Origin of the sequence: Pseudomonas azotoformans, assembly GCF_900103345.1 — a bacterium.
Classification (GTDB): domain Bacteria; phylum Pseudomonadota; class Gammaproteobacteria; order Pseudomonadales; family Pseudomonadaceae; genus Aquipseudomonas; species Aquipseudomonas azotoformans.
On the sequence record NZ_LT629702.1, the window covers coordinates 5,989,561 to 6,010,406 of the forward strand.

Genomic DNA, 20,846 nt, shown 5'->3' on the forward strand with positions numbered 1-20,846 from the left:
GTTAAGTCAGGCTGCCTGCGTTATCGTTGACGACCTTCGCGAGCAAGTTCGCTCCTACAGGGGGCGGAGGTAAATATGAGCATCGCTCTGAATGTGATCACCGGCTTCCTCGGCAGCGGCAAGACCACCTTGCTCAAGCGCCTGCTGCAAGGCGAAAGCCTGGGCGACACCGCGCTGCTGATCAACGAGTTCGGTGACGTCGGCATCGACCACCTGCTGGTGGAGGAGGTGGCGCCGGACACCGTGCTGCTACCCAGCGGCTGCGTGTGCTGCTCGATTCGTGGCGAGTTGAAAGACGCGTTGCTCGGTCTGTTGCAACGCCGTGAGCGCGGTGAAATCCCGGCGTTCAAGCGGGTGATCCTGGAGACCACCGGCCTGGCCGACCCGGCGCCGATACTCGCGACCTTGAACAACGATGTGCAACTGCGGGGGCGTTTCCATATCGGCCTGGTGATCACCCTGGTCGACGCCAGCCACGCGACCCTGCAAGAACGCCTGCACCCGGAATGGCTGGCGCAGGTGGCGGCGGCGGATCGCCTGCTGTTGAGCAAGACTGATCTGGCCGGTGACTGCACTGTGTTGCGCAACCACTTGCAGGCACTCAATGCCGGCACGCCGATCTTCAATACGCAGGACATTCACAGCGGCGACCAGTTGCTGCTCGGCGAAGGTTTGCGCAGCGCCGAGCCTGCGGTTGAAGTCAGCCGTTGGCAGTTGCATCGCACCACCACCGCCACCCACGGCGCCGCACAAGTGTGCAGCCTGACCTTCGACCAGCCGCTGGACTGGGTGGGTTTCGGAGTGTGGTTGTCGATGCTGTTAAGATGCCACGGCGAACGAATCCTCCGGGTCAAAGGGCTGCTCAACGTGAACGCCAGTAACGCTCCCATCGTCATCCATGGCGTGCAGCATTGCCTGCACGCGCCGGTGCATTTGCCGGCGTGGCCAGGCACCGACCGCCAATCGCGCCTGGTGTTTATTCTGCGTGGCCTCGACCCTGCGCTGCTGCGGCGCTCCTTCGACGTGTTCTCGCGGCGGTTCGCCGCATGATCACACTGCGCGTTCTCGGCACCTCCGTTACCCTGCTCGAATGCCTGCGCGTACGCGCCGAACAGGAGTTGGGCATTCGCCTGGTGTACCAGGTGCACGACGTCGAACAGGCCCAGCGTATCGCGGTGATGCAGCCCGACAGCTACGACCTGTACGACCAGTGGTTCCACAACGTCGACTTTGTGTGGCCGGCCCAGGCGATCCAACCCATCGATACGCGGCGCATCGCCTTGTGGCATGAGATCAACGACCTGCCCAAGCGCGGGCGCCTGTCGGCCGCCGACCGCCTGGGCAGTGGCAGCGTGCCCAGTGAGCGGCTGTTCGTACAGCACGACGGCAGCCTCGGCAGCACGGTCACCGAGCGCATCAGCATGCTGCCGCTGACCCACAACGCCGACAGTTTCGCCTACCGCCCCGAGCGCTTGCCTGAGGGTTTTTGCCACGGCAACGAGAGCTGGGGTTGGCTGCTGGACCCGGCTTGGCGTGCGCGCACCGCGCTGCAAAGCGACGCCGCCATCGGCGCCCTGGATGCCGCACTGGCGGTACAGGGCGCGGGGCTGGCCAGCTTCAGGGACATCGGCAATATGAGCATCGAAGAGATCGACGTGCTCGCTGACATCCTCGTACGTAAGCAGAAAGAAGGGCACTTCGCGGCGTTCTGGTCTGATGATGAAGAGGCTGCGCAGTTGATGCTCAGTCCGAGTATCGATATCCAGAGCCTGTGGTCGCCGACCTTGATGCGCCTGCATCGCGCGGGGGTGAAATACCGCCTTGCCGTGCCGCGTGAAGGTTATCGCGCGTGGTTTGGTGGGTTGTCGTTGTCGCGGCATGCCAAGGGGGCGGTGCTGGACGCGGCGTATGCGTATTTGAACTGGTGGTTGTCGGGCTGGCCTGGGGCGGTGATGGCGCGGCAGGGGTACTACATCGGTAACCCGGCGCGCAGTCGTGATCATTTGAGCAGTGCGGAGTGGGATTACTGGTATGCGGGGCTGCCGGCGCGGGAGGAGTTGCTGGGCAGTGATGGGTTGCCGTTGATCGATGTGGGGGAAGTGCGGGATGGGGGGTCTTATGAGCAGCGCATGGGGCATATTGCGGTGTGGAATTCGGTGATGGATGAGCATAATTATCTGGTGCGGCGGTGGGGGGATTTTATGCGGGCTCGGGGTGGGTGATTGGTTGATTGAGTACATATCCGTTATTTAGGTAACGGCGGCTTATGGTTCCGCTCTTACAGCGGCTCACTTTTGGAGGGACCCAAAAGTAAGCAAAAGGTCCTCGCCCCAACACTCGGCACCTCGCCTAGGCTCGGTGTGCCCTCACTCCGGCTTGAATCCGTGGGCCGCCGTCATGGGCCATCCTTGGCCCAGGACGGCTAACCCGGCGTCCTGCCGGGTTAGCCACGGATTCAAGCCTGCGTTCGGCCAGCGTGTTTGACGGGGCGCCCCAGATCAAAAGCAAGAGCGCGGCGGCCTCAGAGCCGACCGGATTGTATGGCCGGTACTCGGTCAAAGTGTGGGAGGGGGCTTGCCCCCGATGGCAGTGGGTCAGTCACTGATGAGTTGGCTGACACACCGCCATCGGGGGCAAGCCCCCTCCCACAGTTTGATCTTCATGTATCAGTTGAAGGGTGGTTTGCTCTGGCTCTGGCTCTGGCTCTGGCTCTGGCTCTGGCTCTGGCTCTGCTTTTGATTTTGATCTTAGGCGCCCCGTCAAACACGCTGGCCGGAATTCGGCAGGGATTTGGGGGGTAAACCGGCAGGGATGCCGGTTTAGCCGCCCCGCGCCATGGATGGCGCGTGGCGGCGGCCCCCCAAATCACTGTCGGATTACGGGCACACCGAGCCTAAGCGAGGTGCCGAGTGTTGGGGCAAGAGCCCTTTGCTTACTTTGGGGCTTTTCCAAAGTGAGCCGCCGTAAGGGCGGAACCAATATCCGCCGTTACCCAAATAACGGATATGTACTCAACTCAAAAACCCCAGCCAACCCATTGTCGCCAAAAAACCGCCACAAAACCCCCAGGTTTTATTGGGTGCACATAAGCCCACTCCCAGCTAATCTCCTCAAACCGAATATTCAATCCAGATGGATATTTTTTTGACGCCAGGTCAGCAGTCGCAGGGAATGCACATGACAAAGGGACGTAATGGCAGAGAGAGGCGAACGCTGCCAGAGGGCACTGCAATGAGGTGGCGCCACACGTTCCAGACCCGCATCGCCGGGGTGCTCGCGCTGTTGCTGCTGGTGGTGGTAGCCGCCACCTATTTCTCTGTGAAGACCGCCACCGCCCGCGCCATGGAAAACCAGGCGCAAGTCCAGCTGAAAACCGGTAGCCAGGTGTTCGAACGCCTGCTCGATCTGCGCGGGCGTCGCCTGCAATACGGCCTGGACTGGCTGACCGTCGATCTGCCATTCAAACAAGCCGTGGCCGACGGCAAGACCGTGCCGATTCTGGCCGCGCTGCGCCGTCACGGCACCGGTATCCGCTCCAGCGAGGTATTTGTGCTGGGCCTGGATGGCAAGGTCATGGTCAGCACCTTGCCGATCCTCACCCGTGGCCAGTTTTTTCCCTACGACGACGCCCTGCGTCACGCGCGGCGCACGGGCCTGCAGATGCTGATCGTGTCCTTGGATGGGCGGCCTTATCTGTTGGTGCAGGATGAAGTGATCGACGAGCTGCCGATCGCACGCGTCGTCATGGGGTTCCCCATGGACAAGCTGTTCGCCAATGAACTGCGCTCCATGAGCAACCTGGAGGTGTCGTTCCTCAGCGTGCAGGACGGCAAGCCGGGCCCGTTGTTCAGCACGCAGCCGGACGCCTACCAGGCCGGCACCCTCAGCCTGTTGCGCGAAGGGCATATCGACCCCGAACCGCAGATTCATCTGTTCTACGGCCAGCGTGTGCTCAGCCAGGTGTTGCCACTCGCCAATACGGGCGACGGCGATGAAGTACGGGTGCTGTTGCAAAGCCCGCTGGACCACGCCCTGGAATCCTTCGCGCCGCTGGACCGGCAGTTCCTCGGGATCGCCCTGGCGGTGCTGGTGGTGTCGTTGGCCGGCGCATTGTTTTTGGCGCGGCGGGTGTCGCGCCCGCTCAATGCGCTGGTGCAGGCGGCGGAACGCATTGGTGCCGGTGACTACCGCACGCCGGTGCGGGTGCGCAGTCATGATGAGTTCGGCCTGTTGGCCCGTGCGTTCAACGCCATGCAAAGCGGCATCGCTGTGCGTGAGCGGCAACTGGCGCACAACGCGTTGCATGATCCGCTCACCGGCCTGCCCAATCGCGCCCTGGCCATGGAGCGCCTGGGCAGTGCGATCAGCGCAGGCAGGCCGGTGGTGTTGCTGTACGTGGGGATCGAAAATTACCGGCTGATCAACGAAGGTTTCGGCCCCGAAGGCGTCGAGGAAATGCTGCGCGAAGCCAGTCGCTGCCTGGCCATGAGCCTGTTGGCCAGTGACACCGCAGCACGCATCGCCGGCAGTGAGTTCCTGCTGTTGCTGGAAAACACCGAGGTCGACCGCGCCGTGGCTCGTGCCGACCGCCTCTATGCGTTGCTCACCGAGCCCCAGCGCATCGGCAATGACGAACTGCGTCACGAAGTGAGCATTGGTATCGCCGCTTACCCCGCCGACGGCCAGCAAGTGGAAGAGTTGATCAGCCGCGCCGCCATCGCCCGGCATGACGCCGCGAGCCTGCCGGGGCATCTGCAGATCTACCAGCAGGACCGCGACCTGGCCCATCAACGCCAGATCACCCTGATCCGCGACCTGCGGCGGGCCGCCATCGAGGGCGAGTTGTTCCTGTGCTACCAGCCCAAACTCGACCTCAGGCACGGCCATGTACGCCAGGCCGAAGCCTTGTTGCGCTGGCAGCACCCGACCCTGGGCCAGGTGTCTCCCGCCGAGTTCATCCCCCTGGCCGAACGCACTGGCAGCATGAGCAGCCTGACGCTGTGGGTGATCGAAGAAGCCGTTCGCCAGATCGCCGAGTGGGCGCAACGCGGCCTGCTGATCCAGCTGTCGGTGAATATCTCGGTGGACGACCTGGCCGATGATGACCTGGCGATTCGCGTCACCGCGCTGTTGATGCAGTACCAGGTGGACGCCGAGCAACTGATCTTCGAAATCACCGAAAGCGCGATCATGCACAACCCGCGACAGGCCCTCAGCGTGCTTGAGCAACTGCGCGGCTGCGGCATCAGCCTGTCGGTGGATGACTTCGGCACCGGCTACTCGTCCCTCGCGCAATTGCAGCGTTTGCCGGTGCAGGAGCTGAAGATCGACCAGTCGTTCATACGCAACCTCAGCAGCACCAGCGGCGATGGCGTCATCGTGCGCTCCACCATCGAAATGAGCCACAACCTCGGGCTCAGGGTGGTGGCCGAGGGCGTGGAATTCGCCCCCAGCCTCAAGCTGCTCAAGCAGTGGAATTGCGACACTGCCCAGGGCTACCTGATCAGCCGGCCGCTGAACGCGATGGCGTTCGAGATGTGGATGCGGCGCGAGCGGGTGCCGATCTAGAAAAGCCTTTCCCGTTGACTACAGGTTTTTAAAACAGCGTCGATAACCTCTACAGAGCCTGACCGGTTGCATAGTTTTTTTGCCGACCGGCGGTCATGTACTGCTGTGGATTAAGTGATGGCAATTGGCCTTATCTGCGTCATCATACGTGCACTTCAACGCTTCCGTGCCAAGGCTGGCCGCTCTTTTAGCCCACTTCTTGCGGATCGACCATGGCTTGGATACTTCATTCGTTACTTCGTACTGCGCTGTTGCTGGCGATGGTCGGCCCTGCGTCGGCGGCGACGCTTGAGATGCTGGCCCAGCAGGCCGATGGTCGACCGGTTGCCGATGCGGTGGTGACCTTGCGAGGCCCGGCCGAGGTGCCGCAGGGTGCGCTAAAGGCTGATATGGACCAACGCGGCCAACGTTTCGCGCCCCATGTGCTGGCGGTGCGCACCGGTACGCAGGTGCGCTTCCCCAACAGCGACAATATCCGTCATCAGGTGTATTCGTTCTCTGCTGCCAAGCGCTTCGAACTGCGCCTTTACGAAGGCACGCCCACTGACCCGCTGCTGTTCGACAAGCCTGGGGTGGTGGTGCTGGGCTGCAATATCCATGACTGGATGCTCGGCTATATCTACGTCACCGACGACCCGCGTTTCGGCGTCAGCGATGCCCAGGGCCGGGTGCGCCTGGAACAGCTGCCGGTCGGTGACTACCACCTCACCTTGTGGCACCCGCAACTGGCCGATATGCAGCCGCTCGATGGCGGCACCTTGCACATTCCTGCTGCTGGTCTCAGCCATCGTGTGACGTTGAGTCTGGAACCCGCACCGGCGGATTTGCCGCCGCCGCCCAGCGCCTTTGGCGATGCCTTCAATCGAGCCTCCCGTGAAACTGCGCAATAGTTTTCAGGCGCGGGTCGCCTGCGTGCTGATCGTGCTGTCACTGGTGGTGATCGGCGCGCTGTATTTCAGCGTCAAGGCTGCGACCCGCTCGGCGGTCCACGGCCAGGCCCTGGCCCAGTTGGAGGTGGGCACGCGAGTGTTCGAGCGCTTGCTCGACACGCGCGGTCGGCGCCTGGCCGATGGCGTGCAGTTGCTGGCGGCCGACTTCGGTTTTCGCGATGCGGTCGCCAGTGGCGATTCGGCAACCCTGCGTTCGGTGCTGCTCAACCACGGTAAGCGCATCAACGCCAGCGACATGATCCTGCTGGGCATGGACGGCAAAGTCCTGGCCAGCACCCTGGCGGAAGTCCCCGAAGGCTCGACCTTTCGCTACGACCAGGCCCTGCGCGAAGCCCGGCGCAATCGCCAGGCGATGCTGATGGTGCCGTTGCAGGGTGAGCCGCATCTGTTGGTGGAAGCCTCGGTGCTGGCGCCGCTGCCGATCGCGCGGGTGGTGATGGGGTTCAGCATGGACGCGGCGTTTGCCGATGAGTTGCGCTCGCTGAGCAACCTGGAAGTCTCGTTCCTGGCGATTGATCATGACCGCCCCGGCGAGCTGGTCAGCACCCAGCCGCAGGCACTGCGCCAGAGCATCAGCGCGCTGATGCAGGGCGACTCGACGCGCCGTGGCGTGTCCACCACTGATCACCTTGAACACAGTTTCCTCAGCCAATCCCTGGTGTTGGCCAGTGATGAAAACGGCAAAGTCCTGGCCCTGCTGCAAAGCCCGCTGGATGCGGCGATGCAGGCCTTTGTGCCGCTGGATGAAAAGATCCTCGGGATTGCCCTGGTCGCGCTGATCGCTTCGTTGATCGGTGCCTTGCTGCTGGCGCGCACGGTGTCGCGGCCAGTGCAGGCCCTGGCGCAGGCGGCCGAGCGCATTGGCAGCGGCGACTATCAGACCCCTGTGCTGCTGGCGCGCAGTGATGAACTGGGGCGCCTGGCCCTGGCGGTCAACGCAATGCAAAGCGGCATTGCCGAACGCGAACAACAGTTGGCGCACAATGCCTTGCATGATCGTCTCACGGGTCTACCGAACCGTGCGCTGGCCATGGAGCGCCTGGGCAGTTCGATTGCCCTGCAACGCCCGATGGCCTTGATCTACCTGGGCATCGACAACCTGCGCGCCGCCAGCGAAACCGCCGGCCCCGAAGCAGTGGACCAACTGCTGATGACCGTGAGCCAACGCCTGCAAGCGGCGTTGCGCCCCGGCGATACCCTGGCGCACCTGATCGCCGATGAATTCCTGCTGCTGCTCGAAGGTGCGGGCAGCGACGAAGCGGTGGGCATGGCCGACAAACTGCAACAGCTGCTGCTGCGCCCCCAGCGCATCAACGGCCATGACCTGGCGCTGGATTGTCGCCTGGGCATCGCGGCGTACCCGGCCGACGGCGAAAGCCCGCACACCTTGCTGGAGCGCGCGGCCATCGCCATGAAGGACGCCGCGCAAATGCCCGGCCGCCTGCAGATCTACGAGCAGGGCCGCGACCTGGCGCACCGCCGCCAGATCACCCTGATCCGCGACCTGCGCCACGCGGCCAACCAGGGTCAACTGTTACTGCACTATCAGCCCAAGCTGGATATACGCCAGGGCCATGTGCGCCAGGCCGAAGCGCTGTTGCGCTGGCAGCACCCGCAGTTCGGCATGGTCTCGCCGGGGGAATTCATCCCGCTGGCCGAACGCTCGGGCAGTATCCAGTTGTTGACCCAATGGGTGATCGAGGAGGGCATTCGCCAGTTGTGTGAATGGAACCGCCGCGGCCTGTCGTTGCAACTGTCGCTGAACATCTCGGCGGACGATCTGCTTGGTGATGAACTGGCCCATCGAGTCTCGGCATTGCTGCGTCGCTACGGTTTGCCGGCTGAACAATTGCTGTTCGAAATCACCGAAAGCGCCGTGATGCGCGAGCCGGAAAAAGCCCTCAAGGTGCTCAACCTGCTGCGTGACTGCGGCATCGGCCTGTCGGTGGATGACTTCGGCACCGGCTATTCGTCACTGGCGCACCTCAAGCGCCTGCCGGTGCAAGAGTTGAAGATCGACCAATCCTTTGTGCGCAACCTCGATGAAACCAGTGAAGACGCAGTGATCGTGCGCTCCACCATCGAGATGAGCCACAACCTGGGCCTCAAGGTCGTTGCCGAGGGTGTCGAATACGCCCACAGCCTGCGCCTGCTGGAGCGCTGGCAGTGCGACACAGCCCAGGGTTACCTGATCAGCCGGCCGTTGAGTGCCGACGCCTTCGAAGCCTGGATGGCCTTGCCGCTCAGTGCGCAAACTTCCCTGGTTCATTGAGTGACATGACCGTGCGTTTTTCTTTCCTGATCGGTTGCCTTGGTGCACTGACCCTGCAAACGGCACTGGCCGACAACGGCCGCCTGATCGCTACCGGCGGCGCCAGCAGTATCGAAGGTGCGGCGGGCGGTGGGATCACACCCTGGGCAGTGCTGGCCGGATACGGCGAACAGCACGAATGGGGGGCCACGGCGTTCGCGACCACGGTCAACCTGCCGGATTATCGGCTGGACGTGGCCGGGCTGGCGCTGGCCTACGACAACCGCGTCGAGGTGTCTTTCGCCCGCCAGCGCTTCGACCTCGGCAGCCTGGTGCATAAGCTCAATCTGCCCGATGACAACCTGGGCCAGGACGTACTCGGCCTCAAGGTGCGCCTGTTCGGTGATGTGATCTACGATGCGTTGCCCCAGGTCTCCCTGGGCCTGGAATACAAGCACCAGACGAACTTTGATATCCCCAGCCTGGTGGGCGCCAAGCGCGACAGCGACGTCGAAGGTTACCTGGCCGCCAGCCGCCTGTTCATGGGCGCCGCGTTTGGCTACAACGTGCTGGTCAACGGCAGCCTGCGCTACAGCCGCGCCAATGAAACCGGCTTGCTCGGCTTTGGCGGCGACCGTCGCGACAGCCGCAGTGTGCTCAAGGAAAGCTCGCTGGCGTTGCTGCTCAACCCGCGTTGGGCGGTGGGCGTGGAGTACCGTGAGAAGCCGGACAACCTGTCGTTTGCCGGCGAAAGTGATTGGGCGGATGTGTTCGTGGGGTACTTCCCCAACAAGCATGTGTCGTTTGTATTGGCTTATGCACGGCTTGGCGAAATCGCCACGCTGGACCACCAGAACGGCACGTATTTGTCGCTGCAGGGGAGTTTCTGATGCGCTGTTTACCGCTGGTTTTAGCCCTGCTGCTCAGCGCCTGCGCCCAGCAACCGCCCAAGGACGACAGCCTCTATCGCGACCTCGGCGCTCTGCCGGGCATCACGCGGATCGTGGAGGGTATGTTGCTCAACATCGCCCGGGATGAACGCATCGTCGAACGCTTCCGGCGCATTGATATCCAGCGTCTGCGCAACAAGTTGATCGAACAGTTCTGTGTGGAGGCGGGCGGGCCGTGCACCTATACAGGCGACAGCATGGCCGAGAGTCACAAGGGCCAGAACGTCAGCCGCAGTGATTTCAATGCGTTGGTGGAGGACTTGATCAAGGCGATGGACAGCGAGGGGATCTCGGTACCGGTGCAAAACCGCTTGATTGCACGGTTGGCCGTGATGCGCGGGGATGTGATCGAACACTGATCCCCAAAACTACCCAGATAAAAATGTGGGAGGGGGCTTGCCCCCGATAGCGGTGGTTCAGTCACAAATGCATTGACTGACACTCAGCAATCGGGGGCAAGCCCCCTCCCACACTTACAGTCCTCATGCCGGTGTCGCTTATTCCGGCAGTTTGAACGCCATCACGTAGTCACCCTGCTTGGTGCCGAGGGAACCGTGACCGCCGGCCATGACCAGCACGTACTGCTTGCCGTCCTTGCCGGTGTAGGTCATCGGGGTGGTCTGCGCGCCCGCTGGCAGGCGGCCTTCCCACAGTTGCTTGCCGTTTTTCACGTCATAGGCACGCAGGTACTGGTCGAGGGTGCCGCTGAGGAACGCGACGCCACCGGCAGTGGTGAAGGTGCCGCCCAGGCTGGGCACGCCCATGGTCAGGGGGACCGGAACCGGCGAGCTGTCACGCACGGTGCCGTTCTTGTGCATCCAGATGGTTTTGTGGGTGGTCAGGTCGACCGCGGCCACATAACCCCATGCCGGTGCCTGGCACGGCAGCCCCATTGGCGACAGCATGGCTTCGAGGATCACGCCGTACGGCGCGCCTTTGTTCGGCTGCACGCCTTCGGTTTCGCTGACGCGTGGGCCTTGCTTGGCGATGTCGGCCGCTGGGATCAGCTTGGACTTGAACGCCATGTAGCTCGGGTTCACGAAAGCAATCTGGCGCACCGGGTCGACGGAAATGCCACCCCAGTCGAACACGCCGAAGTTGCCGGGGTAAACGATCGAACCTTGCAGCGATGGCGGGGTGAACGCACCGTCGTAGCGCATGGATTTGAAATCGATGCGGCACAGCAGTTGGTCGAACGGCGTCACGCCCCACATGTCACGCTCTTTGAGCGGCGGCGGCATGAAGTTCAGGTCCGACTTCGGTTGCGTTGGCGAGGTGTGGTCTCCCGCGACGGCGCCTTGCGGCACGGCCACTTCGTGGATCGGCACGACCGGCTGGCCGGTGGCGCGGTCCAGCACGTAGATGCTGCCTTGCTTGGTCGACGCCATCATCGCTTGCTTCACGCCGGCTTCGGTCTTGATGTCGATCAGCGACGGCTGGCCGCCTACGTCCATGTCCCACAGGTCATGGTGAGTGAACTGGAAAGTCCACTTCACGTGGCCGCTGTCGATGTCCAGGGCGGTCAGGCCGGCGCTGTATTTTTCCGAGTCTTCGGTACGGTCGCCGCCGTATTGGTCGGGCATCTGGTTGCCCATCGGCAGGTAGAGCATGCCGAGTTTTTCATCCACGGCGAACATGGACCACATGTTCGGCGAGTTGCGGGTGTAGGTCTTGCCCTCGGCCAACGGGGTGGTGTCGTCCGGGTTGCCGCTGTCCCAGTTCCACACCAGCTTGCCAGTGTGCACGTCGAACGCGCGGATCACGCCGCTTGGCTCGTCGGTGGAGACGTTGTCGGTGACGTGGCCGCCGATCACCACCAGGTTTTTGGTCACGGCCGGTGGCGAGGTGGAGTAGTAACCGCCAGGGAGGAAGCCACCGATATTGGCGCGCAGGTCGATCTGACCCTTGTCGCCGAAGTCTTCGCACATCTTGCCGGTGTCGGCGTTGAGGGCGATCAGACGGGTGTCGGCGGTCGGTACGAAGATGCGTTTCGGGCAGGCGTTCGGTGCAGCCGCCGGGCTGGCGCTGCCTGTCGGACTCTGCTCGGAGGCGTAGGCGGCGTCATCGTGATACGACACGCCACGGCAGGTCATGTGCGCCCAGCCCTTGAAGTTCTCGGCACCCTGGCTGCTGATCTTCGGATCGAAGCGCCAGATTTCCTTGCCGGTGTCCGGGTCGAGGGCAATCACCTGGCTGTGCGGGGTGCACACGTAGAGCATGCCGTTGACTTTCAGCGGGGTGTTTTCCGCGGTGGTCTCGCCTGGATCATTCGGGCCAGGGATGTCACCGGTACGGTAGGTCCACGCCGGCACCAGCTTGTGGGCGTTTTCCGGGGTGATCTGCGCCAGTGGCGAGTAACGGTCACCGTAGGCCGAGCGGCCGTAGGAGTTCCAGTCGCCATCGGCCTGGGACGGCGCAGCGCTGGTCATGCCTGGTACCGCGTCGCGGTCCAGTTGGCCGGTCTTGACCATTTCACCGGGGTTGGTGAACTGGCTGGCCAGGGCGGTAGCACCCGCCAGCACCACGGCCACGCTCAGCGCGCCAGTGCCCAGTGGGGCAGGCTGGCCGCGCAGCAACGGACGGCGAAACCACGGGAGCAGCATGACGATGCCCAGGGCGAACAGCAGCGCCAGGCGCGGCACCAACTGCCACCAGTCCAGGCCGACTTCCCACAGCGCCCAGACGGTGCTGGCAAACAGCACCAGCGCGTACAGGCCCAGCGCGGCGCGGCGGGTGGCCAGCAGCAGGACGCCGGTCAGCGTGATGCCGATACCGGCCAGCAGGTAGTACAACGACCCGCCGAGCATCGTCAGCTTGATACCCCCGGCCAGCAAGGCCAGGCCCATGATCAGCAGCAAGACGCCTAGCAACCTGGGCAGCAGGCGGCTTGGGCTCGAAGCACCATCAGTGCTCATAGTGTGTTTCTCCGTGACGTTGGAATTATGTAACCCCGTGCTTCACTGTAGATGACGATTCGGCACGGGCTTGGTTCAGCGTTAATTCGGTTTTTCTGGGGATAAGTGGGTTATCCACAGGCGGGCGATTTATTCCCAGGCGCAGGTCGGTGTAAGACAGCGCTGTCTTTGTGGGTGGGAATAATCAGCAAGATGAGGTCGACCGGGGCATGAAACGTTTCAGTATGTTGCGGGCAAGGATAAAGGGAGAGGGCGTCAAGAGAAAGCGTAAATCGCAAGATGCATCATTTCAGATTTGGTAACAGTGACAGAACGTCGCTGCGCAAATAGTGCTGAGGTAGGGTTTTGTAGTGAGCGAGCTTTCCTCGCGCGGGGCTAGCCCGCTCACTACAAGGGTCAGGTTTTCACGGTTAAAAGGTGGTGCGTACGCCGAACTGCACGCTGCGCCCCGGTGCCGGCGCAATATCGCGCAGGATTGAGCTGGCATAGCGCACGGTCTGGTTGGTGAGGTTCTCGCCGTTCACGAACGCCAGCCACTGGCTGCCACCCATATTGAAGTGATAACCCGCGCTGGCGCCGAGGGTGGTGTAGCCATCGGTGCCGCTTTCGTTATCCGGCACGCGACCCTGGCCCGCCGCGTGTTCCACATCGATACGTGCCTGCCAGCGGTCCAGTTCCCACAGCAAGCCGCTGCTCAAGCGCAACGGTGCGATACGCGGGAGGGCTTCGCCGGTGTCGAGGTTGGTGGCGCGGGTGTAGTCGCCCGACAGCTCCAGCGCGAACTTACCGTAGGCGCTTTCGCCAAGTTTCCAGTGATCCTGGGCTTCAAAGCCGGCGAAGCGTGCACGCACGCCCGAATACTTGTACTCAGGGATGCCGCCCGCGTCTTCTTCGCCTTCATCGTTCAGCGTACGACCGCTGCCCAACAGCCCGATGTAGTTGGAGAAGCGGCTGTAGAACACCCCGAAGCTGCCCTTGTGGGTGCCATTGTCAAAGCGCAGCGCCAGGTCGCTGGACACGGCCTTTTCTTTCTTCAGGTTGGCATCGCCCAGCTCATAGGTGCCGGTGGCGACGTGGGCGCCGTTGGCATACAGCTCGTAGAAGGTCGGTGCACGTTCGGTGTAGCCCAGGGTGGCGGCCAGGGACCACACGGGCGTGAGGGTGTAGACCGCGCCCGAGGACAGGCTGCCGGCGGTGAAGTCATTGGACTTGTCGGCATTGGCAAAACGCGCATTGCCCTTGGCATCCGGGTCGACGCTGGTGTGTTCCAGGCGTCCGCCGAGGCTGAGCTTGAGGCGCTCGGTGGCCTGTATTTCTTCGAGGATAAACAGCGCGCCGGCGTTGGTGTCGGTCTGCGGCACGAAGGCTTCCTCGCCGAGGGCGGAGAACTCGTTGCGGGTCACTTGCGCGCCCACCACGCCATCGAGCGGGCCGATCGGCTGGTGGCGCGCTTCCACGCGGGCTTCATAACCCTTGTTCTTGAAGATCGTACCGGTCTGGCCACCTTCGATTTCGCGGTGCTCGTAGTCGGTGTAGCCCGCGTCGAGTTTCACCGAGGTGAACGGGCCCTGCAGGTTGCGGATCTCCGAAGCGAAGGCGTAGTGATCCTGCTTCATGCGGATACGCACATCCTGCTCGGCAGGCGAGCCGTAGTTTGCGTCGTAGTTGCTGTAGGACAACCCGGCATAACCGTCGTCCCAGGTGTAGGAACCGCCCACGGCACCGCCGTCCTGGCGCCCGTCGCTGTTGCCCAGGCGGCCGTTCTTGCCGGGGGCGTCGTCGGCTGCCGGGGCGTGGCGGCTGCGCGCCTGGCCGGGGATTTTCAGGTCGTTGAATTCCCGTGCATTGGCGTCCAGGTGCAAGGCAAACGTGCCGTTACCAGCCTCCATTTTGCCGGCGCTGCTGCGGGTGGTGTCGGCGCCGCCGTAGCGCAATTCACCGGCACCGTGGATACCTTCGATGGCTTCGGTGGGGATGCGGTTGTCGAAGGTGTTGACCACGCCTCCGATGGCACTGCCGCCATACAACAGCGCTGCCGGGCCGCGCACGATTTCAATGCGATCCACGTTGACCGGGTCCAGCGGCACCGCGTGGTCGTAGGACAGCGACGACGCATCCAGCGCGCCCACACCATTGCGCAGGATGCGAATACGGTCGCCATCCTGTCCGCGAATGATCGGCCGGCTGGCGCCTGGGCCAAAGTAGGAGGACGACACGCCTGGCTGCTTGTTCAGGGTTTCGCCGAGGCTACCTTTTTGTTGCAGGGTCAGGTCATCGCCTTCCAGCACGGTGGTCGGCGAGGCAAGTTGCTCGCTGCCCAGCGGGTTGCCGGTGATAACTTGGGGTTGCAGTTCAAGGGCATGGGCTTCGGAGCAGATCAGCAGGGCGGCGGCAAGCGGGGTCAAGCGCCACAGAGACGAGCGGGGCATCGGACATTCCTTGGTAAAACGGCGAAATGACTGGAGATTTATAGTTACAATATAACATCTCCTTTTCGCTGGGAACGGGAACTTTTTTGATCGTGCTAAAGTGCGCGGCTGTGAGATCTCTTTTTAAAGGCCTGGCATGACCGCGACAAGTAACGACCCTCTCCACGGCGTGACCCTGCAACACGTCCTCACCACCCTGGTGGAACATTACGAATGGGCAGGCCTGGCCGAACGCATTGATGTGCGCTGCTTCAAGAGCGACCCGAGCATCAAGTCGAGCCTGACCTTCCTGCGCAAGACCCCGTGGGCGCGGGAAAAAGTCGAAGGGTTGTACGTGAAGCTGATGCGTACCAAACGCCCGCTGGATTGATCCGATGAAGCGGTTTGTGGCTGCGGCGGCGCTGGCCGGTTGGGTGGGGTTGGCGATTCAGCAATACCTGATTTTCTATTCGCGCTGGATGTCCGGCGCCAGCCTGCTGGGTGGGCTGGTCAACTTTTTCAGTTTCTTCACCGTGCTCACCAACACCCTCGCGGTGGTGGTGTTGAGCTATGTGCTGGTGAAGCGCGATTCACCCGCGAAGCGGTTTTTCCTCGCGCCTGGCATCATCAGTGGGGTCACCGTGAGCATCGTGGTGGTGGGCCTGGCGTACAGCTTGTTGTTGCGGCATTTGTGGCAACCCGAAGGCTTCCAGTTCATCGCCGACGAGTTGCTGCACGACGTGATGCCCGTGCTGTTTTTTATCTACTGGTGGCGGTGTGTGCCCAAGGGCAACCTGCACCTCAAACACATCGGCGGCTGGGTGATTTACCCGCTGGTGTACTTCGCCTATGTGCTGCTGCGGGGGGATTTGCTCGGGCAGTATCAGTACCCGTTCATTGATGTGGGCACCCTCGGTTATCCACAGGTGTTCGTGAACGCGGGGGGGATTCTGGCGGGGTTTGTCGCGGTTGCACTGGCAGTGGTGGGGCTGGACAAACTCATCAAGCCCCAGCCCTGATTCACTCTTCTTCGCTACCTTCGGCGCGCCAGTAACCGACGGCCTTGAGGAACGCCTCATTGATCTGGTGCGTGTCCAGCAACACGCGGCGTACCTGGCGTGACAGCTTGGTTTCGGTCGCCACGAAGCTGTACAGCGAGCCACTGGGCAGCGTCAGTTTGCGCACGGTGTCGAGCAGGTCATCCTGGCCGCGAATCACCCAGATCACCTCGACCTTGGCTGCACTTTGCAGCACCTGCTTTTCGCCCGCATTGGCGATCTCGATCACGGCCAGCACGCTGCGCCCGGCCGGCAACTCTTCCAGGCGGCGAGCGATGGCCGGGATGGCTGTTTCATCGCCAATCAGCAGGTAGCTGTCGAAGATATCCGGCACGATCATCGAGCCTCGTGGCCCACCGATGTACAGGTGTTGGCCGACCTGCGCCTGCTCGGCCCAGGTCGACGCAGGGCCGTCGCCGTGCAGTACGAAGTCGATATCCAGTTCACCGATGTCCAAGTCGAAACGCCGCGGCGTGTAGTCGCGCATGGCCGGTTGCGGCCCGTCGCCCTTGATGGCGAACGTCGGGCTTTCCAGGGCGGCCTGTTCGGCGGCGTTCTGGGGGAACAGCAGCTTGATGTGATCGTCGCTGCCCAGGCTGACAAACCCGGCCAGTTCCGGCCCACCCAGGGTGATGCGGCGCATGCGTGGCGTGATGTCCACCACCCGCAGCACTTGCAGGCGGCGACGTTTGATTTCGTGGGTAACGCGATGGATGGTTTGTGTATTCATGGGTTTTTCCCGTCGACAATGGCTTGGGCGGTGCTGTTGAGCAGCGCTGCGACACGCACGATTTCTTCCGGGCTCCAGCGCCCGTGGTGCGAATGCAAGGCATGGCGCAGGTTGTGCACCGCCTCGTGGATTTCCGGCGGGCGGTCCTGGCCGCGCAGCGCGCGCTTGCTCACATCCATGCGCAGGCGAATACCGTCGAGGGCAACCGTCTGTTCGCTTAAGAAGAGACGACCGGCGTCGGTGATTGTGTAGCGTTTTTTTCCGCCTTCGGTGTCGCCGCTGATCAGCTCGCTTTCTTCGAGAAAGGTCAGCGTGGGGTAGATCACTCCAGGGCTTGGGGTGTAGGCGCCGTCAAACAGGCTTTCGATCTGGCGGATCAGGTCATAGCCATGGCATGGCTGCTCGGCGATCAGCGCCGGCAGCAGCAATTTGAGGTCACCGGGGGCAAAGACCCGCGGGCCACGGCCACCGCGTTCGCGGCCGCCGTGTTTTTCGAAGCCTTCGTGGCGTTCGTGGCGAGGGTGATGTTCTCTCATTTCTGTGTTCTCCTGTCTTACTAAGATACAACTTAAGATATATCTTATTGGCCGAGCAAGCACAGCAGACCAACGGTCATCCGCGGAACGTTTCTCTGAGGGATGTAAAGGCTATTTAGCCGCGAGGCCTGTACTCGCCAGGCACAAGGTCTGACTGCCGGGCTGCAAGTAAGGCATGAGCAGCGGCGCCATGCCTTTGAGTACCTGCACCGGAAGGGCCGAAGTGAAGGTGAAATGCTCGGCGGACTGGCCGGGGACGAACGCGGTCAAGGTGCCGAAGTGGTGCTCGCCCAGATAGAACACAAACGTGGCGGTGCGGTTGATCGACTTGGAACTCAGGATCCGCCCACCGGCGCCGATGGCTTCGATGCGGTTATCGCCGGTGCCGGTCTTGCCACCCATGGCCAGCGGCGTGCCGTCTGCCAGCTTGAAACTGCCGGCGACGCGTTTGGCGGTGCCGGCATCCACCACCTGGGACAAGGCGGCGCGCAGGGCTCTGGCGACCTCGACCGGGATCACCTGCTTGCCGGGTGCCGGGTCGTTGACCAGGTGCGTTTCGTACGGGGTGCCAGCGGCAAACAGCAGGCTGTCGATACGCAGTACCCTGGGGCGCACGCCGTCGTTGAGGATGATCCCCATCAGCTCCGCCAGGGCTGCCGGGCGATCACCGGAGCTGCCGATCGCGGTCGCCAGGGACGGTACCAGATGATCGAAGGGGTAGCCCAGGGCCTGCCAGCGCTGATGGATGTCGAGGAAGGCCTCGATCTCCAGCATGGTGCGAATGCGGCTGTCGCGGGCACTCTGGTGGCGGCTCTTGAACAGCCAGCTGTACACCTCTTGGCGCTCGAATTGGCTGGCCTTGACCACGTCGCTGAACGTCGCCTCGGGATGGTTGAGCAGGTAGCCGAGCAACCACAGGTCCAGCGGGTGCACCTTGGCGATGTAGCCTTGGTCGGGCAAATCGTAGGTGCCGGGGCCGTAGTCCTTGTAGAGTTTTTGCAGGCGTTCGTCGGTGAGCTTTTCGTTGGTTTTGATCCCGTTCAGATGCGAGCGCACAAACAGGTTGAAGCTCTCCTGGCTGGCGGCGGGCAGCAGGTAGCGGTGCACGGCGGCCAGGCGGATCGGCGTGGGGCGCAGGCTGTCGAGGAAGGTGTCGAGGCGGGCCTGGGTGTCTTTCTTCTGGTACTTCTTCCAGAACTTGCGCAGGAACGTGGTGCCTTCACGGTCGGCGAAACCGGCGAGGTATTCCTGGCGGCGCGGGTCGCTGTCGTCCCTGAGCAACTCGGCGCTGTTGTTCTCGCCCGCATAGGTGACGTAGCGCACCACGTCGCGCATCAGCCGAATGAACGGCAGGTTGATCGATTCGCGCAAGGCGTCGCGCAGGGTCGGGCTGCGGCCGTTGTCCTGGCTGCGAAAGTTATGGAAGCTGTGCAAGCCGCCGCCGGTGAAGAAGCGCTCGCCGGGGCTGGCCGAGTAGGTGCGATCCAGTGCCGCGTCGAGCATCACGGCCAGGGATTTGTCCGGGGCCTGGATCAGGTAGTCGAGGGCCCAGCGGCTCAGGCGGTCCTGGTCGTCGACCGTGACTTTTTTCAGCGCGGCGGGGGCTTGTGCGGCGTACTTGTCGTGCAGTTCGGCGATGATTTGCAGGTAGGTGGTGAGTACCCGCAGCTTGGCGGTGGAGGCCAGCTCCAGCTTGCTGCCTTCGTTGATGTCGAAGGGTTGGTCGGTGTTGTCGGTCTGTACCCGCACTCGTGAACCGTCCGGGGTCAGTTCGAACAGGGTGAAGCTGTAGCGCACCTGGGCGGTACTGGCGGGGGTGAGCAGGCGCTCGCCGAGCAGGCCGATCTGGCGGGCATACTCGGGGTCGGCCAGGTGCCGGAGGTAATCGCTGACCTGGCTTTGCAACTGCGCGTGCAGGGTGCTGGTGGCCGAGAGGTCGAGGCGGTCGAGGTCGTACAGCGGTCGGTCGAGCAGGGCGGCGAGACGGCCACGGGCGACGCTGATGCCTTTGTTGGTCTCGATGGGTTGCACTGTGGGTTGTTGCTGCCAGTCGCGGTAGGTGACTGTTGCGCTGAGTGCCGCTCGCAATAACGCCGGCTCGATCACACCGTTCTGGGCCAGCAGGCGCAGGTGGCTGTCGGTGAGTTGTGCCAGTTCTTCACGGCCCTTGGCCAGGTAATGCGAGGGTCGCCGCTGGGCGATGATCAGTGACAACACCTCACGCAGGGCCAGGCCTTGCTGAGCGCTGACGGGGCCGACCAGCGCCTGGTTGACCTGGTTGAAATCCGCGCCGTACCACACCCGCAACCCCTCGGCCATGCCGTGCACTTCACCGTGCCCCGGCACCGCCGACAGCGGCACGCTGTTGAGGTAGTCACGCACAATGTCCTGCCGCGCCGGCAAGGTCTCGGGCCCGTCGTGGTAAGCGCGCACGGCGGCGGAAAACATCTGCCGCAGTTTCTCCCCGCCGGACAGGGTCAGCCCATCCGGCGAGTGGCGATATTTCTCCAGTTGGGTGGCCAGAGTGCTGCCGCCGGCACTCTGGCCCGGCAGGTGCAACAGCTTGGCGACCTGCGACCAGGCCGCCTTGGCGAAGCGCGGCCAGTCCACGGCGGGGTTGGCCTGGGGTTGGGCGGGGTCGAGCAGCTCGCGGTTTTCGATGAACAGCAGGCTGTTCACGACCAGTGGCGGGATGGCAGTGAAGCTTGAGTACAACTGTTGCGGGTAGTCGTATTGGTACAACGGCACGGCGCGGCAATCGGTGATGGACAGCCCGGCCTGGATTTTCTCGGCGTAGGGCACAAACAGGCCCTTGGCGCTGTAATCCATCAGTGCCGGGGAAAACCGCGCCTGGGCCTCGATCACATACCCACGCTTGAGCAAGCGCGGCAAAAAGGTGTCGAGGTCACTGTAGCCCAGGCGCCGATCGAACGGGCCGGCACCGGGATAGACGATTGCATCGCTGGGGCCGGACTTGACCTCGTAGGTCAGGTCGCGGGCCAGGCGGCTCAGTTCCTGGGCTTGCAGGCGAGAGGTGCGCATCTCTTTGGCGGCGGCAAAGCCAAGGGCGATCAGCGCCATCAATACGATCAACCCGAACAGGCGACGCCCATGGCGTGGCCTGGGTTTATTTTCGGGTAAAGGCGCTGTGTCCGAACTGCCTTGTACTTTCGCAGCCTTGGTCGATTCGGTTTGCCACAGTGCGCCCATAGTCGATTGATCCATTCACGCAGATTGATCGGACTTGCTTGAAGCGTAGTCGCTGGGCGCTGTTTGTGAGGGAAATGTGATTTTCGAGTAAGAATCATCTGATGCTTGAGTAGTACGCTGCCCGACGCGACGTTTTGTCGCTCAATGCAGGTCAGATGCTCCTGTTAAATTGCAATCCGGCGGGCACTTCCACTAAATTGCCTCGCTTTTATAGTGAAAGACCCTGCTCCGGGCTTTTTATACTGCACGCCCCGCTGATCTTGCCTGGCA

The 20,846-nt window shown here is 62.8% G+C and carries 14 protein-coding genes; 9 read left to right on the forward strand and 5 right to left on the reverse strand.

Features of this window, described 5'->3' with window-relative positions:
- The first annotated feature begins 75 nt into the window (after positions 1-75).
- From BLR69_RS27170 to BLR69_RS27200, 7 genes are all read left to right on the forward strand, one after another.
- Positions 76-1,050 carry a CobW family GTP-binding protein gene (locus BLR69_RS27170; protein WP_071494000.1) on the forward strand — a complete coding sequence of 325 codons (975 nt, stop codon included), beginning with the start codon at positions 76-78 and terminating at the stop codon, positions 1,048-1,050.
- Positions 1,047-2,222 carry an ABC transporter substrate-binding protein gene (locus BLR69_RS27175; protein ID WP_071493999.1) on the forward strand — a complete coding sequence of 392 codons (1,176 nt, stop codon included), beginning with the start codon at positions 1,047-1,049 and terminating at the stop codon, positions 2,220-2,222. Before BLR69_RS27170 ends, BLR69_RS27175 begins: the two co-directional genes overlap by 4 nt.
- Before the next feature lie 1,009 nt (positions 2,223-3,231).
- On the forward strand, positions 3,232-5,568 hold the full coding sequence (locus BLR69_RS27180) for a putative bifunctional diguanylate cyclase/phosphodiesterase (RefSeq protein ID WP_071492717.1): 2,337 nt from the start codon (positions 3,232-3,234) through the stop codon (positions 5,566-5,568).
- Positions 5,569-5,780: 212 nt separating this feature from the next.
- On the forward strand, positions 5,781-6,458 hold the full coding sequence (locus tag BLR69_RS27185; protein WP_071492716.1) for a methylamine utilization protein: 678 nt from the start codon (positions 5,781-5,783) through the stop codon (positions 6,456-6,458).
- Positions 6,442-8,790 carry a putative bifunctional diguanylate cyclase/phosphodiesterase gene (locus tag BLR69_RS27190; protein ID WP_071492715.1) on the forward strand — a complete coding sequence of 783 codons (2,349 nt, stop codon included), beginning with the start codon at positions 6,442-6,444 and terminating at the stop codon, positions 8,788-8,790. The genes BLR69_RS27185 and BLR69_RS27190 overlap by 17 nt, the downstream gene beginning before the upstream one ends.
- Before the next feature lie 5 nt (positions 8,791-8,795).
- A complete protein-coding gene (locus BLR69_RS27195; RefSeq protein WP_071492714.1) occupies positions 8,796-9,659 on the forward strand; it encodes a DUF3034 family protein in 864 nt (287 codons plus the stop codon).
- The gene (locus tag BLR69_RS27200; protein ID WP_071492713.1) at positions 9,659-10,078 is read left to right on the forward strand and encodes a group I truncated hemoglobin; all 420 of its coding nucleotides are present in this window, start codon (positions 9,659-9,661) and stop codon (positions 10,076-10,078) included. Before BLR69_RS27195 ends, BLR69_RS27200 begins: the two co-directional genes overlap by 1 nt.
- Positions 10,079-10,216: 138 nt before the next feature.
- On the opposite strand, the gene BLR69_RS27205 is transcribed toward BLR69_RS27200, so the two are convergent.
- Together BLR69_RS27205 and BLR69_RS27210 are read right to left on the reverse strand one after the other, a co-directional pair.
- Positions 10,217-12,634, reverse strand: a complete 2,418-nt coding sequence (locus tag BLR69_RS27205) for a glucose/quinate/shikimate family membrane-bound PQQ-dependent dehydrogenase (protein WP_071492712.1) — start codon at positions 12,632-12,634, stop codon at positions 10,217-10,219.
- Between the two features lie 410 nt (positions 12,635-13,044).
- Positions 13,045-15,063, reverse strand: coding sequence for a TonB-dependent receptor (locus BLR69_RS27210; protein WP_071492711.1), 2,019 nt, complete (start codon positions 15,061-15,063; stop codon positions 13,045-13,047).
- A 136-nt stretch (positions 15,064-15,199) separates the two neighbouring features.
- Here BLR69_RS27210 and BLR69_RS27215 point away from each other — a divergent pair, with 136 nt between their 5' ends.
- Together BLR69_RS27215 and BLR69_RS27220 are read left to right on the forward strand one after the other, a co-directional pair.
- A complete protein-coding gene (locus BLR69_RS27215) occupies positions 15,200-15,433 on the forward strand; it encodes a VF530 family protein (protein ID WP_048720273.1) in 234 nt (77 codons plus the stop codon).
- 4 nt (positions 15,434-15,437) lie between these two features.
- On the forward strand, positions 15,438-16,061 hold the full coding sequence (locus BLR69_RS27220) for a Pr6Pr family membrane protein (RefSeq protein WP_071492710.1): 624 nt from the start codon (positions 15,438-15,440) through the stop codon (positions 16,059-16,061).
- Between the two features lies 1 nt (position 16,062).
- Here BLR69_RS27220 and BLR69_RS27225 read toward each other — a convergent pair whose 3' ends face one another.
- The 3 genes from BLR69_RS27225 to BLR69_RS27235 all read right to left on the reverse strand — a co-directional run bounded on the left by BLR69_RS27225 (position 16,063) and on the right by BLR69_RS27235 (position 20,576).
- Positions 16,063-16,830: a siderophore-interacting protein gene (locus BLR69_RS27225; protein WP_071492709.1), complete on the reverse strand. Its 768-nt coding sequence runs from the start codon at positions 16,828-16,830 to the stop codon at positions 16,063-16,065.
- Positions 16,827-17,366: a PadR family transcriptional regulator gene (locus tag BLR69_RS27230; protein WP_071492708.1), complete on the reverse strand. Its 540-nt coding sequence runs from the start codon at positions 17,364-17,366 to the stop codon at positions 16,827-16,829. Before BLR69_RS27230 ends, BLR69_RS27225 begins: the two co-directional genes overlap by 4 nt.
- Positions 17,367-17,477: 111 nt before the next feature.
- Positions 17,478-20,576, reverse strand: coding sequence for a transglycosylase domain-containing protein (locus BLR69_RS27235; RefSeq protein ID WP_071492707.1), 3,099 nt, complete (start codon positions 20,574-20,576; stop codon positions 17,478-17,480).
- Positions 20,577-20,846 lie beyond the last annotated feature (270 nt).